The following is a 20,758-nucleotide window of genomic DNA, read 5'->3' on the forward strand; positions in this document are numbered from 1 at the left end:
GCCGACCCGGACCGTCCGCCCGGTGTCACGTGCCGCGCCCGCCGTCGTCGGCGGGCGTGTGTGGTCGTCAGAACCCGCCGCCGCGCCCGCCGCCGCCGAACCCGCCGCCGCCGCCGAACCCGCCCCCGAAGCCGCCGCCGCGCCCGCCGCCGCCGAACCCGCCGCCTCCCCAGCTGCCGCCACCACCGCCCCACCCGCCGCCGCCGCGGCCGCCGCCGCGCAGGATCGAGTCGATGAGGATGCCGCCGAGGATCATGCCGCCCACGTCGGTGCCGCCGCCCTGGCCGCGGTGGTGGTCGTCGTCGTCGTACCGCTGGGCGTGCTCGACGTCGGTGCGGGCGAGCCGCTGCGCCTCGGCGACGAGCTGCTCACCGCGCTGCGCGGTGGCCAGGGCCGCCTCGGGGTCGGTGGTGCGCTGGTCGAGCGCGCGCAGCCGCAGCCGGTCGGCCTCCGCGAGCCGGGTGCGGGCCTGCGGCCCGACGGCGCCGCGGCGGGTGCTGATGTAGTCGGTGGTCGCGCGCACGGCGGAGTCGAGCCGTCCGAGGGTGTCGTCGAGCAGCGCCAGCGCGCGCCGACCGCGCTCCTCGGCGTCGCGTCGGGGTGCGAGCGCGGCGTCGAGCGCGGCCTCGGCGGTCGTGAGCCGGCGCAGCGCGGCGAGCGGGTCGCCCGTGCCGCTGCGTGCGGCCTGCGCGGTCTCGACGGCCGCGCGGGCCTCCTGCGCGTGCGGGGCGACCTGCGGGTCACCCGGCGCCAGACGGGCCGCGTCGGCCAGGTCCGCGGTGATCGACGCGATGCCGGCCTCGAGGCGGGCGCCCGCGGCCGCGAGCTCGCTGTCCGCGGACGCGACCGCGTCGAGCATCGTCGTGGCCTGCGCCAGCGCCTCCTCCGCGGCGCGGGCGAACCCGACGGCACCGCCCTTGTCGCCCTGGGCGGACCGGGCGCGGGCCTGGGTGAGCGCGGCGTCGACGTCGTCGAGCAGCCGGGCGGCCTGGTCCGGGTTGCCGGCGACGGAGCCCAGCGTGTCGGGGGAGTACCTCGCCGCGAGCGCGGTGACGGCGGCCCGGGCGGGCTCGACGCGCGTGCGCAGCCGCTGCGCCTCGCGCTGGTGGGCCTCGATGGCGTCGTCGACGCGGGCCTCGATGGCGCGCAGCCGGTCGAACGCGTCCTTCTGCTGGTCGAGGGCGTCCTCGACCTGCCCGCACAGCCGCAGGATCTGCGCGGACGTGGCGCGCACCTGCTCCTCGGTGTCGGGGACGTCGTCGTCGAGCGTCTGGCGCAGCCGGAAGGCCTCGGTGAGCGTCTGCTTGCCCTGCGCGAGGACCGTCTCGAACTCGCGCGTGGGCTCGGTGCCGAACTGCGCCTGCGCGAACCCCAGCTCCTCCTCGGACGAGCGCAGCGCGTCGTCGAGCGCGACGAGCGCAGACGCCGAGCGGTGGTCCAGCTCTGCGGTCGGCAGGGCCGCGAACTCGTCCGCCGCGCCCGCGACGCGCGTCGCCCCCGCGGTGTCGCGCAGCACGCCCGCGGGCCGCTGGGTGCGGCGGCGCAGGAACGTGAACAGCAGCACCGCGCCGATGACGGCGGCACCGACGAGCAGCAGCGCGGTCAGCGCGCCGCCGGAGATCCCGCCGCCTGACGTGGCGCCGGAGGCGCGCCCGCCCGCCGCCTCGACGATCCCGTCGGCGGCCGCGACCGCGGCGCCGTCCCAGTCGCCGTCCGACAGCTCGGTCCGGACGTCGTCCGCGACCCGGTCGAGCTGCGCGGGCGTGATCGAGCCGAGCGAGGTGGGGGCCAGCGTGTACTGCGCGTCCTCGACGGCGACGGCGAGCACGGCGTCCGACTGCCCGAGCCCCGACTCCTCGGCGGTGCGCTGCACCCACGTCTCCGCGCCGAGGCCGTCGAACGTGTCGACGTAGACCACGGTCAGCCGGTACGGGGTCTCCTGCCCGACGCGGTCCACGGCCTGCTGCACGGCCGCCGGGTCCTGGAGCACACCGGCGCGGTCGACGACGGTCTCGCCCCCGAGGTCGAACGGCGCCTGCGCGGCGGCGCCTCCTGCTCCGGCGACGACGATCACCGCGCCGGCGGCGAGGGCGCAGAGCGGGCGGAGGGCGCGACGGGCCAGGGGCACGTGTCGATCCTTTCTCAGGGTGTCACCCAGGGCAACGCGACACCGGTGCGGGAGGTTCCGGCGGGGTCCCGCGTGTCGCAGCCCGCAGGCCCGGTCAGCGCACCCGGAAGCCGGCGCGGTACAGGTCGCGCAGGAGGCCGACCTCGCCGGCCGTGCGACTCAGCGGACGTCGACGTACCGGTGCCAGGACTGCGTGACGTACGACGTCGTGTAGCCGGAGGACAGGTACAGGTCCGCCGCACCCGTGGGGGAGTCCGCGTCGACCTCGAGCCCGACGTACGCCCGGCCGCGCTCGGCGGCGTCCGTGACGACCGCGTCGAGGAGCGAGCGCGCGACGCCGCGACCGCGGGCCTCCCGCCGGACGCCGAGGTACTCGACGTAGCTGCCCACCGCGCGGCCACCGGCGTCGGTCGACGCGCTCGCGATGAGCACCCCGACCGCCTGCGGCTCGTCACCGTCGACGAGCTCGGCGAGCCACCAGTGGTCCCACCGGTGACCCGGGTCCGACCGCAGCCGGGCGAGGAACTCGTCGAACGTCTCCTCGTGGTAGTTGAAGTGGTCGCCGAACGCCTGCTCGAGGACGTCGTGCGCCGCTGCCAGGTCGCGCGTCCCGGGCATCGCGCCCTCCTCGCGGTCCAGCCGGCGGACCACCACGCCCGGGCCGGTGGGGCGCAGGCCGTGGTCGGAGTCGACCACCGGGCGGCGCATCTGCCACCACGTCCGGACGTGCTCGTAGCCCGCGGCGGCGAGCCGGCGCTGGTGGCGCGCGTCGGGCTCGAAGGCGCCGCTGTCGAGCTGCGTGCGGGTCAGCCCCCGGGCGCGCGCCTGCGCCACACCGGCGCCCTCGGCCCACGCGAAGAGCACCGCCGCGACCTCGTCACCCGTCGCGTCGTCGAGCTCGGGGTCGACGACGACGGCCACGAGCACGCGACCCGCGGCACGGTCCTGCGCGGTCGCCCACCCGCGCGCGGCACCGGAGGCGTCCCGCACCACCATGTGCGCGCGGCTGGCGGCTGCGTCCCCCGTGAGCTCGGCGCGGGTCGCGTCGAGCCCCGCCGACTCCGCACCCCGCGCGGCGACCTCGTGCCGTGCGCGCAACGCGTGCAGTTCGGCCACGTCGTCCGGTCCTGGCAGGGCGGCGTGCCACCCGGCGGGCAGAGCTGTCGACAGGAGGTCAGGGTCCAGCAGCAGAGAGGTCATCGATCCCTAGTTTCTCGCAGGTCCGCGCCCGCGTGCGCCGACCCCGGGTGCGGTACGGCGCCCGCACCGGCGAAGTGGGCACATCTGCGTCGTGCCGAGCATGGAGTGGTCACACGTGCGACCACGTCCGCGGTGGGTTCAGCGGGGCGTGAGCTCAGCGGGCGTGGGGTTCAGCGGGCGACGCCCAGGTCCTCGGCGTCGACGATCGTGTAGGCGTAGCCCTGCTCCGCCAGGAAGCGCTGGCGGTGGGCGGCGAAGTCCTGGTCGACGGTGTCGCGCGCGACGACGGTGTAGAAGTGCGCCGTCTTGCCGTCGGCCTTGGGGCGCATGATCCGGCCGAGGCGCTGGGCCTCCTCCTGGCGCGAGCCGAACGACCCGGAGACCTGGATGGCGACCGACGCCTCGGGCAGGTCGATCGAGAAGTTCGCGACCTTGGACACCACCAGCGTCGTGATCTCGCCCGTGCGGAAGGCCTCGAACAGGCGCTGGCGCTCGCGGACGGTCGTCTCCCCGGTGATGAGGTCGGCTCCCAGGTGCTCGGCCAGGTCGTGCAGCTGGTCGAGGTACTGGCCGATGACGAGCGTCTGCTCACCGGCGTGCTTCGACACCAGCGAGTCGACGACCCGGTTCTTGCCCGCGGCGGTCGCCGCGAGCCGGTACCGGTCCTCGGGCTCGGCGGTCGCGTACGTCATGCGCTCGTGGTCCGGCAGCGTCAGGCGCACCTCGACGCACTCGGCGGGGGCGATGTACCCCTGGGACTCGATGTCCTTCCACGGCGCGTCGAACCGCTTGGGGCCGATGAGGGAGAACACCTCGTCCTCGCGGCCGTCCTCGCGCACGAGCGTCGCCGTCAGCCCCAGGCGGCGGCGCGCCTGCAGGTTCGCGGTCATGCGGAAGATCGGCGCCGGCAGCAGGTGGACCTCGTCGTAGACGATGAGGCCCCAGTCGCGGGCGTCCAGCAGCTCGAGGTGCGTGTAGACGCCCTTCCGCTTGGTCGTCAGCACCTGGTACGTCGCGATCGTGACGGGCCGGACCTCCTTGCGGGTGCCGGAGTACTCGCCGATCTCGTCCTCGGTCAGCGTCGTGCGCTTGACGAGCTCGTCGCGCCACTGCCGCGCGGAGACGGTGTTGGTCACCAGGATCAGAGTGGTGGTCGACGAGCGCGCCATCGCACCCGCGCCGACGAGCGTCTTGCCGGCCCCGCAGGGCAGCACCACGACACCCGACCCGCCGTGGAAGAACCCGTCGACGGCCTGCTTCTGGTACGGCCGCAGCGACCAGCCGTCCTCCAGCAGCCCGATCTCGTGGGCCTCGCCGTTGACGTACCCGGCGAGGTCCTCCGCCGGCCAGCCGAGCTTGACCAGCACCTGCTTGATGTTGCCCCGTTCGGACGGGTGCACGATCACGTCGGTGCTGTCGATCCGCTCGCCCAGCAGCCCCGCGGTGCGCCGCGACTTCATGACCTCGGCGAGGACGGCCGCGTCGAGCGCGTGCAGCACGAGCCCGTGCACCGGGTCCTGGACCAGCTGCAGCCGCCCGTAGCGGGACATCGTCTCCGCGACGTCGACGAGCAGCGCGTGCGGCACGGGGTAGCGGCTGAACTCCAGGAGGGTGTCGACGACCTGCTCGGCGTCGTGCCCGGCGGCGCGCGCGTTCCACAGCCCCAGCGGCGTCAGCCGGTAGGTGTGGACGTGCTCCGGCGCGCGCTCCAGCTCGGCGAAGGGGGCGATGGCGCGGCGGCACGCGTCGGCCTGGTCGTGGTCGACCTCCAGCAGGAGGGTCTTGTCGGACTGGACGATCAGCGGGCCGTCGGGCACTCGGTTCTCCCTGGTTGCGTCGTACTCGCGGGACCGACGGTCCGGACGCGCGCGCGCCCGGCGGTCCCGGTCTCATGAGGCAGGTGTGTCGGCAGGCTCGACGCCCGCGATGCGGTGGACGGCGACGGTGAGCTCGGCCTCGCGCTGCGGGTCCAGCGCGCGCAGCCGGCCGCCCTCCACCCTCAGCGGCCGCACGAGGCGACGCTGCGACCGGCCGTCGGGGCCGACCATCTCGACCCACACGGACGTGCGCGCCTGCGCCGCCTCCCGCAGGACCACCAACAGGTCGGCGGGCTCGGATGTTCCGCCGGCCGCGCGCGCCCGGCCGGGTCCCGCCGCCTCGGCGGTGCGCGGCGCGCGTGCCCGGCGGCTCGCGGCCGTGGCGTGCGCGACGTCGACCGAGCGCGTCAGGTACGAGCCGGGGGCGTCGGTGGCGTGCCGCGCGTCGGGGGTGCGCGACGCGGGCTCGCCGACGTCGCCCCGGCGCAGCGTCGCGACGACGGACGCGGCGCGCTCGGGCAGCGGACGCTCGCGCACCGGGGACGTGCGGGCGGCACGTGCACGGACGCGCCGCTCGGGTGCGACGGCGTGCACGACCGAGCCCTGCGCGTCCTCCGCGACGGGCGCCAGGCCGCGCGCGCGCAGCGCGGCGAGCAGCTCGCTCGGCGAGGCGTCGGCGACGAGCACGGTCGGGGCCAGGAGCCGCAGCCGCAGCGACGCGAGGTGGGGGTCGTCGGCGAGCCCGGCCAGCAGCGCGGGGTCGTCGGCGCGGACGTACGACGACGCCGCACCGGCCCGCAGCCGGCCGTGCCGCCGCGCGACGTCCCGCACCAGGTACTCCAGCGGCTGCGGGACGCGTCCCCGTGCGGCGGCGGACAGCCGCGAGAGCAGGTCGTCCGCCGTGGTGCCCGCGTCCAGCGCGCGCAGCACGGAGTCGGCGGTGAACCGCACCGTCACCGCGCCACCGCGGGACTCGACGACCGCGGCCAGGTCCAGCAGGTCCTCGAGGTCCGCCCCCGGGCGTCCGGGCACGACGCCGGTGAGGTCGCCCTGCAGCAGGATCTCCTCGACGGGCGCGGGCAGGTCCGCGGCGAGCGCCTCGACCGCGTCGTCGCCCGCGAGCAGCGCGCGGCCCGCGGCCGCCAGCGCACCGGCGCCGAGCACGCCCAGGCGCGTCGCGTCGGTGAGCACCGCCTCGACCGCGGACAGCGGCGGCACCGACCGCGGTGAGCGCCACTGCAGCGCCGCGTGGACGTCCGCGGCGGACAGGCCGGCGCCGACGGGTGCGGCCGCCAGCACGTCGAGGACCGCGCGCCGCAGCCGCGGCACCCAAGGCCGGCTCAGCTCGGGGTCCAGCGCGGCACGCAGCGCACCGCGCTCGTCGCGCGCCCCGACGAGCCACGGCGTGCGGGCTGACGCGAGCCACGCGCGCGCGAGCGCACCCCACCGCGGCGCGACGTCCTGCGCGGACCACGCGTCGGCCTCGAGGGTCGGCACGAACGACGGGGTCTCCTCGCCGTCGTCGGCCAGCAGCCCGGCCGCCGCGGCGGTCTCGACGAGCCACGCGGCGTGCGCGTCGTCCACGTCGAGCCCCTGCGCGGTGCGGCGCAGGTCCCGCGCCCCCAGGCCGCCGCCCCGCAGGACGTGCGGCGGCGACTGCTCCCAGCGGGTCAGCAGCTGACGGACCAGGCGCACGGTGTGCTCGGCCGCGCGGGCCGACTCCGCGGCGACGGTCTGCGGGTCCCGCACGGGCGCGTCGGCCGACGTCGGCGCGAGGGCCGGCGCGCGGTGGGTGCGCCCGCCCCGCAGCGCGAGCGCCACGTCCCGCGGCAGCAGCACGTGCCGGCCGTCGCCGCGGACCAGCAGGCCGTGCGCGAGCAGCCACGTCACGGCGTCGGCGGCGGTGGTGCCGGGAGGCGGCACGAGCCCCACGGGCGGGCCCCACGTGAGGGCGTCGAGCACCGGGCCCGCCGCCGGGGGTGCGTCGGCGAGCACCGCGAGCGGCCCGTCGTCACCCGTGGCCGGTCCCGTAGGCCCGCCCGGGCCGTCGACGTCCTCGGTCCCCGGGGCGAGGCCTGCGACGGACCCGCCCAGCGCGTCGACCAGCCCCGGCGCCGGGTGCAGCGCCCCGTCGTCGTCGGGCCACAGCAGCAGGAGCGCGACGGCGTCGTCGAGGGCGCGCGTCACGGCGGACGCGTCGTCCGGGCCCGCCCCGACGGCGGTGAGCACGTCCTGCCGGGAGGGGGCGCCCGTGCGCGGGGTGAGCACGACGACCGCCTCGAGCACCTGCAGCACGAGCGCGTCCACCCAGGTCAGCGCGCGGTCGAGGCTCGAGCGGCTGGTGGCGCGCGCGGCGAGGGACGCCATCGTCGCGGGGTGCGGCGTGGCCAGGTCGGGGCGGCGCACGAGCAGCGCGACGAGCTCGTCGTCGCTGCGTGCGCGCAGGTACCCGGTGAACGTGGCCATCCGCTCCACGATACGTGGGCGTCGCACCTGTGGTCCCGCGCGCCGGGACATGCACCCCGCGAGGGGCACGGACGTCAGGGGGTCGCGGGCGGGCCGGCGTCGCCCGACGGTGCGGTCGGATCGGCCGGCGGCAGGGGCTCCGGCGCGGGGGACGGTGACGCCGGTGCGGGGGACGGCGACGCCGGTGCGGGGTCGGCCGTCGAGGGTGCGGGGGACGGTGCGGCGGGCGTCGGGTCGGCGACCGGCGCGGACGTGGTGCGTGGTGGGGCGCCGGCCGGGCGTGCCGGTGCCCGCGTCGCCGTGGCCCGCGGCGCGGGCGTCCCGGGTGCCGCACCGGGCGGCGTCGCGTCGGGCGTGCTGCCGGACGTCGGCGTGGCCCCGACCTGTCCCACCCGGGCGAGCAGCGTCGCGAGCACCTCACGGTGGGCCGAGGCCTCGCGGTGCAGGCGGCCCGCGTCCTGCGCCGTCGACGGTGCGACGTAGCCGTCGAGCCACGCCTGGGCGGCGTCGACGGCCGCCTCGAGGTCCTCGCGGGCGGACGCGTCGCCCTGCGCCGCACCGGACCAGGTCGCGCGCGCCACCGCGAGGTCGACCCGCAGGCGGCCGATCTCGCGGTCCAGGGACGCCGTGCCCGGTGCGCTCGCGGTCGCGCTCGCGGTCGCCGACGACGTCGCGTCGGCGCCCGTGGCACCGTCGGCCCGGTCGCCGCCCACGAGCGACACCGCGGCCACAGCGGCGGACACGACGAGCGCAGCCACTGCGGCGGCCACCGTCACCGGCCGCGTCCGCACGCCCCGACGGGGGCGGCGACCGCGCGGCCGGCCGGGGTCGCCGGGCGCCGGTGGGGGTGGTGGTGCCGCGGCCGGCGCGGCGCCACGGGGAGGCGTCGACGCCCAGGCGCTGTCCCAGCCCGGGGCGATCGTGACGGGCGCGGGCGCGGGCACGGGCGCGGGCACGGGAACGGGCGCGGGTCCGCGGCCATCGGCGTCGGGACTCGGGGGCACCGGCCCAGGGTAGGGACCGGTCGGGTGGCGACGTGGGACCTCGTGGTCGGCGGACGAGGGACTGCCGATCGTTGACGTCACCCGTGTGGAGCACGTGCTCGACCACCCGTGCGCTGTGGCAGGGTGGCCGCATGCTGCACGACGAGGGCACGACCCGGGACCGGGCCAGCGGGCTGGCCGACGACGTGCTGGCGTCCCTGCGCGACGACGCGCTCGCGGACCTGCCGCGCACGGCGGCGCTGCGCCACGCGCTGCACCGGGTCCCGGAGCGCGGCCTGGACCTGCCGAGGACGCAGCAGCTCGTGCTCGACGCGCTCGCGGACCTCGGCCTCGAGGTGTCGACGGGGCGCGCGCTGTCGTCCGTCACGGCGGTGCTGCGCGGTGCCCGGCCCGGGCCGGCGGTGCTGCTGCGCGGCGACATGGACGCCCTGCCGGTGACCGAGCGGACCGACGAGCCCTTCACGTCCGAGCACGAGGGCGTCATGCACGCGTGCGGGCACGACCTGCACGTCGCGGGCCTCGTGGGGGCCGCGCGGCTGCTCGCGACGCGCCGGGAGCAGATCGCCGGGCCCGTCGTCCTGATGTTCCAGCCGGGCGAGGAGGGGTACCACGGCGCGCGGCTCATGATCGAGGAGGGCGTGCTGGAGGCGGCCGGCACGCCGGTCGTCGCCGCGTACGGCGTGCACGTCATGTCCTCGACGCTGCCGGCGGGCGTCGTCGCGTCCCGCGCGGGGACCTTCATGGCGGCGTCGGACACCGTGCGCGTCACGGTCGAGGGGCGCGGCGGGCACGGGTCCAAGCCGTACCTCGCGGCGGACCCCGTGCCGGTGGCGGCCGAGATGGTGCTCGCGCTGCAGGCGATGGTCACGCGGCAGTTCGACGTGTTCGACCCGGTGGTCGTCACGGTCGGCCGCGTCGAGGCCGGGACCAAGGACAACATCATCCCGGACACGGCCTACCTCGAGGCGACGATCCGCACGTTCAGCCCGGCCACGCACGCGGCGGTGCCCGAGCGGATCGCGCGCCTGTGCGAGCACGTCGCCGCGGCGCACGGGCTGTCCGCGACCGTCGAGTACACGCGCGGCTACCCGGTCACGGAGAACGACGCGGGCGAGGTCGCGCGCGCCCGCCGCCTGACGCAGGGCCTGTACGGCGACGCGGGGTGGGTCGAGGCGGACGTGCCCGTGCCCGGTGCCGAGGACTTCTCCTACGTGCTGCAGCAGGTGCCCGGTGCGTTCGTGTTCGTCGGCGCGACGGCCACGGGGCTGGACCCGGCGGACGCGCCGTACAACCACTCGCCGCGGGCCCGCTTCGCCGACGCGGCACTCGCCCCGAGCGCCGCGGTCCTCGCGGCCCTCGCGCTGGACCGGCTCGCGCAGGACGCGGGCTGACGCCCCCTCAGTACGCGCCGGCGCGTGCCAGCACGCACCGGAAGGTCCGCAGGATGATCATGAGGTCGCCGGACAGCGACCAGTTCTCGACGTAGGACAGGTCGAGCTGCACGCTCTCCTCCCACGACAGGTCCGACCGGCCGCTCACCTGCCACAGCCCCGTGATGCCCGGCTTGGAGAGCAGGCGCCGGTGCACGTCGCCGTCGTAGAGCGCGACCTCGCGCGGCAGCGGCGGTCGCGGTCCTACGACGGACATCGTCCCCACCAGCGCGTTGAGGAACTGGGGCAGCTCGTCGAGGGACCAGGCCCGCAGGACCCGTCCCACGCGCGTGACGCGCGGGTCGTCCGTCATCTTGAACAGCACGCCCGCGCCCTGGTTGCGCTCCTGCAGCGCGGCCAGCCGCGCCTCGGCGTCGACCACCATCGTGCGGAACTTGTACATCGTGAAGAGCTGCTCGTGGTTGCCGACGCGCTGCTGGCGGAACAGCACGGGCCCGCCGTCGTCGAGCTTGATGGCGACCGCCACGGCCAGCAGCACGGGGCCCAGCACGACGAGCGCGGTCGACGCCACCACGACGTCCATGACCCGCTTGGCGACGTACGCGACGCCCGTGTACGTGGGCAGCGACAGGTGCACGAGCGGCATGCCCTCGACCGGACGCAGGTGGATGCGCGGGCCGGCGACGTACGTGAGGCGGCTCGGCAGGATGAGCTCGGTCGCGGCCCCCTCGAGGGACCAGCCGAGCCGGCGGATGGCCGCACGCCCGCCCGGCAGGTCGCCCGCGAGCACGACGGTGGTGACGCGCGGGTGGTGCGCGCGGTCGACCAGCTCCTCGAGGCCGAACGTCTCGACGTCGTCGATGCGGGCGTCGGGCGCGGGGTCGGCGTCGGTGAGCGCGATGCCGACGACCCGGAAGCCCGCGCGGTGGTTGCGGCGTAGGTCGGGCAGGAGGCGCTCGACGTCGCGCCGCGGCCCGACGAGCAGGGCGTTGCGCTTGCAGCGCCCGGCGGAGCGCCACGCGATGAGGCGGTGCCGCCACGCCAGGCGCGTCACCATGAGCCCCAGCAGGCCGAAGCCGAACGCGCCGGCGAGCGTGTCACGGGCGATGTCGGCCTCGCCGAGGAACGCCGTGCTCATCACCGCGCTGAGCGCGAAGACCGACGCGTTGAGCACGCGCTGCAGCTCGGTCACGCCGACGGCGAGGATGAGCTCGGACCGTGACCGCACCGCCGCCAGGGCCACGAGCCACACCGCGACGACCGCGGCGAGCCACGAGACCATGGGCACCTGCGCGCCGAAGAACCTGACGGCCGGGTCGTGGCGCCCCCACGTCCACGCGGCTGCGGCGGTCGCGACGACGAGCACCGCGACGTCGCTGACGAGCAGCAGCGCGTGGAACCGCACGACCCACGCCGGGCGCCGGGGACCGCGGGTGTGCGTCCGCGACGGGTCCCAGCGCAGCGCGTGCGGCTGGGGCGGTGCGGGTGCCGGGGCCGGCGGCGGTGGCGCGGCGGGGTGCACGGCCCGCCCGGACCGCTCGGACCGTCGTCGCGCGGCAGCCCGTGCCTGCGCGGCCGTCTCGTGCTCCACGACCATCGTGTCCCCGTCCGGTCGGGCCGGCGTCGTGCCGGCACGGTGTGCTGGTCTCAGGCGGTCGCGCCCTCACGGGTCGACAGCCAGAGGTCCTCGACGCGCGGGTACACCGCGGGTGCGGCGTACGTCGCGGTGAAGCGTCGGCGTGCGCGCGCGACGATCGACTCGCGCACGTCGTCGTCGGTGGTCACGTGGCGCAGCGCGGCCGCGAGGGCGTCGACGTCGGCGGGCGGCACGACGACGCCGCAGCCGTCGTCGAGCACGGCAGCCATGCCGCCGACGTCGGTGGCGACGACGCACGCGTCGCGGGCCATCGCCTCGAGCACGAACATCGGTAGCGCCTCGTCGCGCGACGGCAGGACGGCGACGGCGGCCGCGTCGAGCAGCGCCATGAGGTCCGCGTGGTCGAGCGCACCGACGAACCGGGCCTGCGGGGTCGTGGGGTCGACCACCGACGGGTCGGGCACGGGACCGGCGACGAGCAGCTGCCAGCCGGCGGGCGGCCCGGCGCGCCGCCACGCCGCCTGCAGGACGTCGACGCCCTTGCGGTGCCCGACGACGCCGCCGAAGACGACGGTGCGCCGCTTGGGCACGGGGGTGCCGGGCGGGACGGCGTTGGGCACGAGGGACACGCGGGAGGCGTCGACGAACCGTCGGACGACCTGCGCGGTCTCGTGCGAGAGCGCGATGACGTGGTCGGCCGCGCCCAGGACGTCCCCGACCAGGCGCGGGTGCGCGGCGGCGAACGCGACGAAGTCGGCGCCGTGCAGGTGCGCCACGACGGGCAGCCCGAGGCGGTGCGCGTACCGCAGGACGACGCCCTCGCGCAGGAAGCTGCCGCGCTCCGACAGGTGGACGACGAGGACCCGCGGGCCGGGCGCCGTCGTCAGGCGCCGCACGGCCCGCAGCGCGCGGACGAGGCCGCGGGCGGCGGCGACGTGGTCGCCCGGGTCGCCGCGGGACTCGATGACCTCGACGTCGCACCGCTCGAACGGCCAGGCCAGGTACGCGTTGACCACCTGCGTCATGCCGCCGGGGACGTCCCCGCTGCGCCCGACGTGGTGGACGACGGCGCGCCTAGCCAACCCGCACCTGCGCCGGGCGGCTCGTGGCGTCGCCGACGTGCGCCGGGCTCGCGGGTGCGTCCGGGCCCGCGAGCAGCCGCACGACGTCGCCGCGGACGTCCTCGAGCCGTTCGCGCGCCACGAGCAGCGCGTCGAGCGCCTCGGCCCGTCGCCCTGCTGCCGTGCGGACGCGCTCGAGCACCGTGTCGGCGTCGAGGCCCCTCGCGTCGACCGTCACGTCGTGCACGCCGACGGTCGACAGGTGCCGCGCGGCCTTGTCCGAGCCGTCGAGCTGCAGGGACACCGGCGCGGCACCCTCGGTGAACGCGGCGATGACGACGTGCAGACGGTCGCTGAGCACGACCCGGGCGCGCCGGTACAGCGCGCGCAGCCGCGCCTCGTGCACGTCGTGCCCGGTGGCCTCGGGCCACCCGAGCACGTGCGCGTCGAGGTCCGCGGCGAGGCGGTGCGAGCGCTCGTCGTCGACGGACACCTGCGTGACGACCCAGGTCTCGAGCCCCTCCTGCGCGGCGTACCGGCGCAGGGCCTCGACGACCGCGGGCGTCGGGTACGGGCGTGGGGCGACCTCGGCGTCGGCACGCAGCGACACGACGAGCACGTCGCGCTCGTCGGCACCGTCGCGCGCCGCCCGCAGCACGGCGGTGCCGGCGCCCTCGGCGTACCCCAGGTCGGGCATCGCGGGCCCGCCGCCGAGGTAGGCGGCGGTCGCCTCGTCGCGCCAGCGCGTGAACGTGGTCAGCAGGATCGAGGGGCGCACGAGCGCGCGCGGCAGGGGCGCGAAGCCGCGGGCCCCGGCCCCCACGCGCAGCACCGCACCGCCGCGCGCCCGTACCAGCGCGACCGCGGGCAGCATGACGAGGTGCTCCTTGGTGCCCACGAGGGTCAGCTGGATCTCGCCGGGCTTGAACAGCGACGACGCGCGTCCGGCCCACGCGGAGCGGACAAGCGCGGCGTACCAGCGCGCGAACGACCGGTACACGACGTCGTCCGGCTCCAGCGCGAGGCCCTCGTCGTACCCGTCGGGGGAGCGGCCGACGTACACGTGCAGCCGGCTGCCGCTCTCGCGCGCCCAGCGCAGCAGCGGACGGCGCAGCAGCACGTCGCCGACGTTCTCGTACTGGCCACGGGCGACCGCGAACACGTCGCGGCGGGGCGTCATGCGAACCTCCGGTGCTGCTGCGGGAGCGGGGGCGTGCGGAGCGGCTCGACGCGGCGGGTCGCGGCGTGCTCGAGGACCTCGCGCGTGACCTGCGGGCCCTCGACGGGGACACCGAGGTCGCGGTCGCGCACGAGGTCGGCGATCTGCGCCTGGTGGTCGTCGACGTGCTCGCCGCGGGCGGCGCACCGGACGGCCTGCACGGGGTAGACGCCGAGCGCCAGGAGGTCGAGCAGGGTGCCTACGCCGCCGTGCGCGACGACGACGTCCGCCTCGACGGCGCACCGGGCGAACTCCTCGGGCGGGAGCTGGTGGACGACCCTGCCGGGCAGGTCGTCGCGGGAGGTGTCCCCGAGCTGCCAGACGGTGCGCTCGTCGGCGAGCCCGGACGCCAGGACGGCGTCGACGGCGGAGTCGAAGCGGTAGCCCTGGATGGTCCCGAGGGTGACGAAGAGCCCGCCGCCGGTGCGCGGTCGGTCGCGTTCGACGGAGCGGTACTCGTCGAGGACGCTGGGGTGGGTCCGCCAGCGTTCGTCGGCCCAGCTCTCGTGCTGCGTGCGCAGCGCGACCCGCGGCACGCAGGCCAGGATGCGTCCGGTGACGGAGGGGCCGACGACCCGGCAGACGGACTCGATGTACGTGCTGGGCACCCCGGCGGCGACGGCGACGGGCAGCGCGCCGACGGCGATCGCGGCACCGGTGCTGACGGCGAGGTCGAAGTGCTCGCGTCGCAGCAGGTCCCGCACCTGCGGCACCGCCCGGAGCGTGCCGCGCAGGTCGCGCGGGCCGATGTACGGCAGGTAGTGCACGCGGCGGCCCTCGAGGAGGGTCTCGCTCTGCGGGGTGCGGAACGTGACCCACAGCGACTCGGGGTCGGGCTCGAACGTCGGGACGAGCCGGAGCAGCTCGTTCAGGTGCCCGCCCGTCGAGGCGATGAGCAGGGCCTTGCCCCCGGTGGGCTCGGTGTGGGTGGACGGTAGAACGGCGCTGGCAGCCATGCGTGCTCCCCCTCGGCGTGCGTCTGTGAGAACCGACGCCGCGGTGGTCCCCACGGTGTCGGCAAGGCCCCGACGCACCATCGAGCGGTTGCCCCCTGTGGGACGATGCTCACATATCCGGGCATTCGAGGCCACCAGTCAGTACCAATGTCGACCAGAGTTCATGGTTTTGTTACGTGGTGTACGCACGGCCCCCTCCCGACACCCAGACCACGCCGCCGACCGACGTCCCCGCGGTCTGCAGCGCGTGGGCGGCCGCACGCACGTCGTCGCGTCGCGTCCGGCCGGGAGCGACCAGCAGCACGACCTCGTCGCACGCAGCCGCCAGCACCGCTGCGGCGACGTCGACCGGCCCGGTGGCGAGGACGACGACCTCGGCGCTCGCGCGCACGTCGTCCCAGGCCTTCTCGGACTGCCGGGACGCGACCAGGTCCGTCCGGTCGCCCTCGGCGTCGCCCGCCACGAGCACCCGCAGGCCCGGCACGCGTGTCGCGTGCGCCGCCTGGACCACGGACACCGCCCCGGCCAGGACGTCCGCCAGCCCCGGACCCTGCAGCCCCAGCCCTGCGGCCAGCCGCGGTGCGGCCAGGTCGCCCTCGACGAGCACGGTGTCGCGGCCCGTGCCCGCGTACGCGCGGGCCAGCGCCGCCGCGACCTCGAGCGACGCCGCCGTCCCGCAGGCCACGAGGGCGACCGACGCGTGGGGGCGCTCGCCCGCCCGCGCCAGCAGCGCCGTGCGCAGGCCGGCGACGTCTCCCGGCGGCTGCGTGAGCGCGTCCGCGAGCGTGCGGCGCGCGGGCACCCGCACGTGCGCGAGCACAGGTGCCGGCGTCGCCGCCGCCAGGTCGTGCTCGTCGTCGACCACCTGGTCGGTGCGGGCCCGCCACGTCAGGAGCAGGGCGGCCAGGAAGAGGCCGACGAGCAGCGCACCCGCCATCGTCAGCAGCGGGTCGGGCGAGCTCGGGCGCTCGGGCTCCGCGGCCGGCGCCACCACCGCGAGGTCGAGCGTCACGACGGGGGCGTCGGGGGCGGTGGGCGTGGGGGCGAGCTGGTCGTCCGCCGCCCGCAGCGCCAGCTGCGCGACCACCGACTCGGCCACGCGCGCGGCCACCGCGGGGTCGCCCAGCCCGACCTCCACGTCGAGGAACGTGCCGGTCGCGGTGGCCTGCACGGCCGTGGCGAGCTCCTCGGCCGTGACGTCCTGCAGGCCCAGGCCGTCGATCACCGGCTGGAGCACCGCGGGCGAGGCCACGAGCTCGGCGTCCTGCGCGGCCCGCGCCGCGGCCAGCGCACCCGCCGGCACCCCCTGGTCGACGCCCGTCAGGCCGGTGACCGCGTAGAGCACGCGCGTCTCGGCGGTCCAGGTGGGCGGCACGAACCGCAGCACGGCCCACCCCGTGGCGAGCGCCAGCAGGACGATCAGGGCGGCCCACACGCCGTGCCGGCGCAGCGTCCGCATCGCGACGTCCAGGTGCATGGTGTCTCCTCTCGGACCCCGAGGGGTCGCAGGTCAGCCGGTGGGCGGCGTGGTCGGGTCGACGGGGCCGACGCCGTCGGACCAGCCGACGCCCTCGACGTGCTCGCCCGCGTCGAGCAGGCGGACCTGGCGCACGGCGCACGGCAGGTCGGTGTGGCGGCCGGGCCGGTCGCCCTCGCCGCGCCACAGGAGCAGCGCGGCGGGAGCGGCGGGCAGGGTGACGGTGAGGCGCACGGCGCCCGTCGCGGTGGTCCGCACGGTGGTGCGCGCGGCGGGTGACACGCGCCCGTCGGCGTCGCGCACGGCGGCCCAGTAGGTGTGCTCGCGGCGGGCGCGCAAGCTGCCGCGACCGTCGCGGCCGTCGGCCGGTGCGGGCTTGGCCAGGGTGGGCGCCGGGGGTGCGCCGGGCGCCGCCACGGCCGTGGCCGACGTCGCCTCGGCGCCCCAGGTGCCGGTGCGCCGGCTCACGGTGAAGCCGCGCGCGACGAGGGCGACGCCCTGGACCGCCTCGCCCACGGGCCCGGCACCGGTCAGCCGGGGTCCCGCGGTGCCGACCCACGTGCCGGGGTCGGCGGTGTCGACGCTCACGGCGCGGACGTCCTCGGCGCGCACCTCGGTGAGGTCGTGGGCCGACGCGACGTGCAGCAGCGGGCCGTGGGCGGCGTCGGCGTCGCGCGCGTCGTGCAGGTGCACCTCGATGCACGCGTCCAGCCGGACCTGGGAGGCGTCGGGCTCGGCGGGGTCGTCGTCGACGAGGATCGCGGGCGTGCTGCCGTCGCGTGCGCAGTAGAAGGCGGTCTGGCGGAACGTCACCTGCGAGCGCCGCACGACGACGGCGGTGTGGTCGCCGATGCTGCACTCCTGGTGCCCGCCCTGGACGAGGACGCCGCTGCAGCGGTCGAGCTCGAGGCGGCCGGTGACGTTGGCGTCGACGACGGCACCGCGGCAGCGGCGCAGGCGAGCGGTGAACAGGCCCGCGTCCGCCTTGCAGCCGCTGATGACCAGCCCGTCGCCGGGCGCCACCTGCTCGAGGAGCGCGCCGTCGCGCCGCTCGCCCTCGCCGTGCCGGGCGTGGCAGCCGGTCAGCCGCGTGCCGTCGCTGTAGTCGTGCCACGTGACCAGGGCGCGCGCGCCGACCATCGTGATGTTGGTGAGCTCGGTCCCGGTGCGGTGCGCGAGGACCAGCCCGGCGGCCGTCCCGCGGCCGTCGAACGTGCCGTCGCGCACCGCGAGGGTCTGCAGCGCGCCGACCGCGTCACCCGTCGCGCGCGTGCCGACGGCGACGTCGACGGTGCCGGCACCCGCGTCCCACGCGCTGCGCAGCGTGTTGGGCCACAGCAGCCAGCGCGTCGTGGGGTCGGGGCGGAACACCTCGCTCGTGGGCAGGTGGTCCCCCGCGACGAGGGTGCCGCCCGCGAGGTCCAGCACGACGCGGGCGTGCGGGTCGCCACCGTCGAGGAAGACCGGCGTGTCGACGAGGTAGTCGCCCGGACCGGGCAGCACGACGTGCCCGCCCGCGTCGAGGTGCCGCTGGAGCGCGGGTCCGTTGTCGGTGGTGCCGTCGCCGACGAGGTCCGCGGCGAGGCGGGCGGGTGCCTCGCCGGGGGTCGGCGTGGGCGTCGGGACGGCCGACGTGGGCTCGGGTGCGCCGGCGCGCGTGCACGCGGTGAGCAGCGCAGCCGCGGCGGCGCCGAGGCCGCCGAGGACGGCGCGGCGCGGCACGCCGGTGCGGTCGCTCGCCCGGGGTGCGCTCATGCGCCGACCTCCGCGGGGGTGCGCGGACCGGCGTCCGCGCGGACGTCGGCACCCGCACCGGCGCGCACGTCGGCGCGCATGCTCGCGACGATGCCGGGGGCCAGGTGGATGAGGACGTACGACGGCGGCGAGGAGAACGCGGCGGCCCCCACCGAGTCGAGCAGCACGAGCACGAGGCAGCACACGCCGCTGATCCGCAGCCAGCGGGTCAGCGCGCTCTCCTCGGGGCGCACACGGCGCAGCAGCACCGCGAGCGCGCACAGGGTCCCCGCCGCGTAGCACGCGGCCCCGAGCCACCCCGTCTCGCCCAGCAGCGCGGGCCACTGGGTGTCCAGCAGGAACGCGCCCCAGCCCTCGGCCCGGCCCAGGCCCCAGACGTGCTCGAACCCCAGGCTGACGTACTCCGGGCTGTAGTGCTCGGCCGCCGTGGCGCTGCCGTAGCGGCCCAGGCCCGCCCCGAGCGGGAAGTCGCGGGCCGCGAGGGCGAGCCCGCCGGCGGTCAGCAGGGCGCGCGCCGAGTAGCCGCCGCCGTAGTAGAGCTGCACGTCGTCGACGACGTACCGCCACGCGGTGGGCCCGGCGACGAGCAGCACGGCGGGCAGCGCGACCAGCACGAGCCGCACGACCCAGGGCCGTCCCGCCCGCAGCACGACGCCCGCGGTGGCCAGGACCAGCCCGACGAACGACTTGACGCGGAACGTCAGCAGCGAGAGCCCGCCCAGCGCGAGGACGAGGGCGTACCCGCGGGCCGACGCGCGCACGACGAGCTGGTAGGTGAGGGTCGCCGCGGCGAGGATGACGGCGATGCGCCCGTACGCGGCGGGCAGGCGGAACGGCCCGACGACCGCCGCGAGGGGTCCGTGCATCTCCGGGGTGGACTGCGCGACCAGCGCCGTCCACGGTCCGGGGAACGCGACGTTGAGCACACCGGTGACGACGAGGACGACGGCGACGACGGTCCCGGCGCGCACGATGCGCGCGAGCTCGAGGTCGCCCCAGTGCAGCTGCGCCGCGGTGTGGCCGACGAGCACGGCCTTGAGCAGCAGCAGCCCGCCCTGCAGCCACAGGGTCGTCGGCACGTCGTGCAGCAGCGACGACGCGACGCCCGCGAGGCCGAACGCGGTGAACCAGAGCAGCCCGGGGAACCGCACGACGTGGCCCTCGCGCACCAGGCGGCGCACCGTGACCACGGCGGCGCCGACGACGATCATGCCCTCGTCGAGCGCGCCGCCCGCGGCGCCGAGCTGCGTCACCAGCAGCGCGGACGCGACCGTCGCGAGCAGGCCCGCGCGCGGGCGCCACCAGAACAGCGCGACGAGGCCCGTCAGCGCGACGGCACCGGCCACGGCGAGGGGCGCGAGCAGCGCCGCCGCGGTGACGACCACCACGACGAGCGCGCCCGCGGGCACCGCGACGTACGCCGGCAGCGTGCGGCGCGGCAGCGGCGGTGCGACCGGGGTCACGGCGCCCGCCGGGACGGGTGGCGCTCGATGACCTCCGCCTGGGACAGGGCCGTGTCGAGGCCGCTGGGCGACGGGTAGCCGGGGCGGCTCGCGACGTAGGCGAGCAGCGTGCCGGTGGTCTGCGACGACGACGCGGCGAAGTACGTGACGTCGAGCCCGTACTGGTCGGCGAGCCGGTAGAACTGCTCGAAGACCAGGTTCCAGCCGCGGGCCGACGCGGCCGACTGCACGCCGCCGGGGCCGCCCGACGGCCAGCCGACCTCGCCCGCGACGCACCGCACCTTCCACTTGCGGCACCACGTGCCGAACCGGTCGACGTCCATGAGGACGGCGTGGTTGCCGGCGAGCGGGTCGAACGTGGAGCCGATCGGCGAGGGGTAGAAGTGCTGGGAGTACATGACCTTGCCGAGCGGGTCGCTCACCCACGGGCCGTCGGGTGCCATGATGTCGAGCCGTCCGCGCTCGCCGAGCATGCGCTGCACCCACAGCGTCTGCTCGGCACCCGCGCCGCGCACGGCGTCCGCGGCGGCCTGCGTGAAGAGCTTGTAGCGCGCGACGGGCACGCCGTCCAGGCGGGTCTCGTTGAGCAGGTCGAACGCGATGACGCGCTCGTCGGCGGCGAACCGCGTGGCCACGGCTCCCCAGACCTTCGCGACGTCGGCGCGCGTGACACCCGCGCCGCACGTCAGGGAGCCTTTGGCGGTGATGTTCGGGTAGCTGCACGCGTTGTGCAGCCCGACGACGGTGCGGATGCCCGCGCGGGCGGCCCGCCGCACCTGCTCCTCGACGACGTCGAGGTACGCCTGGGAGACCGGGGCGTCGAGCCCGGCCCGCAGGTCGCCCGACGCGGGCACCGGTTGCAGCCGCACCCACGACACCGGCAGCCGCGCGACCTTGACGCCCCGGCTCGCCAGGTAGTCCCAGCCGGCCTGGCTCTCGCCGACCTGGCCGGCGGGCCGGTCGCCGCCGAACACGAGGCTGTACACGTTGACGCCGCGCAGGTAGCTGAACCCGTTGAGGTAGGTCCCGGTGCCCCAGCGCTCGCCGCCGGACGCGGGCCGGTGCCGGGCGGGCGTGTTGCCCCCGGACGGGTCGTCGGCGGCAGCCGCGGGCACGGCGGGGACGAGCAGCGCGCCGACGAGCGCGACGAGAGCGGTCAGGGTCGCGGCGACCCGCCGGGTCGCGGTGGCACGGACGTGTGGTTGCTGCACGTGGTTCCCCCCA

14 protein-coding genes are annotated in these 20,758 nt (G+C 77.0%); 1 reads left to right on the forward strand and 13 read right to left on the reverse strand.

Features of this window, described 5'->3' with window-relative positions:
- Positions 1–67: 67 nt before the first annotated feature.
- The 5 genes from KKR89_RS03590 to KKR89_RS03610 all read right to left on the reverse strand — a co-directional run bounded on the left by KKR89_RS03590 (position 68) and on the right by KKR89_RS03610 (position 8,369).
- Entirely contained in the window at positions 68–2,128 is a 2,061-nt protein-coding gene (locus KKR89_RS03590) for a TPM domain-containing protein (protein ID WP_251141001.1), read from the reverse strand.
- Positions 2,129–2,287: 159 nt separating this feature from the next.
- On the reverse strand, positions 2,288–3,328 hold the full coding sequence (locus KKR89_RS03595; RefSeq protein ID WP_208197897.1) for a GNAT family N-acetyltransferase: 1,041 nt from the start codon (positions 3,326–3,328) through the stop codon (positions 2,288–2,290).
- A 170-nt stretch (positions 3,329–3,498) separates the two neighbouring features.
- Positions 3,499–5,145 (reverse strand): DNA repair helicase XPB, encoded by a 1,647-nt coding sequence (locus KKR89_RS03600; RefSeq protein ID WP_208197898.1) that lies wholly within the window; start codon positions 5,143–5,145, stop codon positions 3,499–3,501.
- Positions 5,146–5,217: 72 nt separating this feature from the next.
- Positions 5,218–7,611, reverse strand: coding sequence for a helicase-associated domain-containing protein (locus KKR89_RS03605; protein WP_208197899.1), 2,394 nt, complete (start codon positions 7,609–7,611; stop codon positions 5,218–5,220).
- A 74-nt stretch (positions 7,612–7,685) separates the two neighbouring features.
- Positions 7,686–8,369 (reverse strand): hypothetical protein, encoded by a 684-nt coding sequence (locus KKR89_RS03610; RefSeq protein WP_208198207.1) that lies wholly within the window; start codon positions 8,367–8,369, stop codon positions 7,686–7,688.
- A gap of 377 nt (positions 8,370–8,746) precedes the next feature.
- Between KKR89_RS03610 and KKR89_RS03615 the strand changes: the two genes are divergently transcribed.
- A complete protein-coding gene (locus KKR89_RS03615; RefSeq protein WP_208197900.1) occupies positions 8,747–10,006 on the forward strand; it encodes a M20 metallopeptidase family protein in 1,260 nt (419 codons plus the stop codon).
- A gap of 7 nt (positions 10,007–10,013) precedes the next feature.
- On the opposite strand, the gene KKR89_RS03620 is transcribed toward KKR89_RS03615, so the two are convergent.
- From KKR89_RS03620 to KKR89_RS03655, 8 genes are all read right to left on the reverse strand, one after another.
- A complete protein-coding gene (locus tag KKR89_RS03620) occupies positions 10,014–11,603 on the reverse strand; it encodes a sugar transferase (RefSeq protein WP_208197901.1) in 1,590 nt (529 codons plus the stop codon).
- A gap of 50 nt (positions 11,604–11,653) precedes the next feature.
- On the reverse strand, positions 11,654–12,685 hold the full coding sequence (locus KKR89_RS03625) for a glycosyltransferase family 4 protein (RefSeq protein WP_208197902.1): 1,032 nt from the start codon (positions 12,683–12,685) through the stop codon (positions 11,654–11,656).
- On the reverse strand, positions 12,678–13,844 hold the full coding sequence (locus KKR89_RS03630) for a hypothetical protein (RefSeq protein ID WP_208197903.1): 1,167 nt from the start codon (positions 13,842–13,844) through the stop codon (positions 12,678–12,680). The genes KKR89_RS03625 and KKR89_RS03630 overlap by 8 nt, the downstream gene beginning before the upstream one ends.
- The gene (locus KKR89_RS03635; RefSeq protein WP_208197904.1) at positions 13,841–14,839 is read right to left on the reverse strand and encodes a glycosyltransferase; all 999 of its coding nucleotides are present in this window, start codon (positions 14,837–14,839) and stop codon (positions 13,841–13,843) included. The genes KKR89_RS03630 and KKR89_RS03635 overlap by 4 nt, the downstream gene beginning before the upstream one ends.
- Positions 14,840–15,011: 172 nt before the next feature.
- A complete protein-coding gene (locus KKR89_RS03640; RefSeq protein WP_208197905.1) occupies positions 15,012–16,316 on the reverse strand; it encodes a Wzz/FepE/Etk N-terminal domain-containing protein in 1,305 nt (434 codons plus the stop codon).
- A 33-nt stretch (positions 16,317–16,349) separates the two neighbouring features.
- Complete coding sequence (locus KKR89_RS03645; protein ID WP_208197906.1) at positions 16,350–18,071, reverse strand: glycoside hydrolase family protein; 1,722 nt, start codon at positions 18,069–18,071, stop codon at positions 16,350–16,352.
- Positions 18,068–19,534 carry a hypothetical protein gene (locus KKR89_RS03650; RefSeq protein ID WP_208197907.1) on the reverse strand — a complete coding sequence of 489 codons (1,467 nt, stop codon included), beginning with the start codon at positions 19,532–19,534 and terminating at the stop codon, positions 18,068–18,070. The genes KKR89_RS03645 and KKR89_RS03650 overlap by 4 nt, the downstream gene beginning before the upstream one ends.
- The gene (locus KKR89_RS03655; protein WP_208197908.1) at positions 19,531–20,745 is read right to left on the reverse strand and encodes a glycoside hydrolase family 5 protein; all 1,215 of its coding nucleotides are present in this window, start codon (positions 20,743–20,745) and stop codon (positions 19,531–19,533) included. Before KKR89_RS03655 ends, KKR89_RS03650 begins: the two co-directional genes overlap by 4 nt.
- Between the last annotated feature and the right edge of the window lie 13 nt (positions 20,746–20,758).

Origin of the sequence: Cellulomonas dongxiuzhuiae, from assembly GCF_018623035.1 — a bacterium.
Lineage (GTDB): Bacteria > Actinomycetota > Actinomycetes > Actinomycetales > Cellulomonadaceae > Cellulomonas > Cellulomonas dongxiuzhuiae.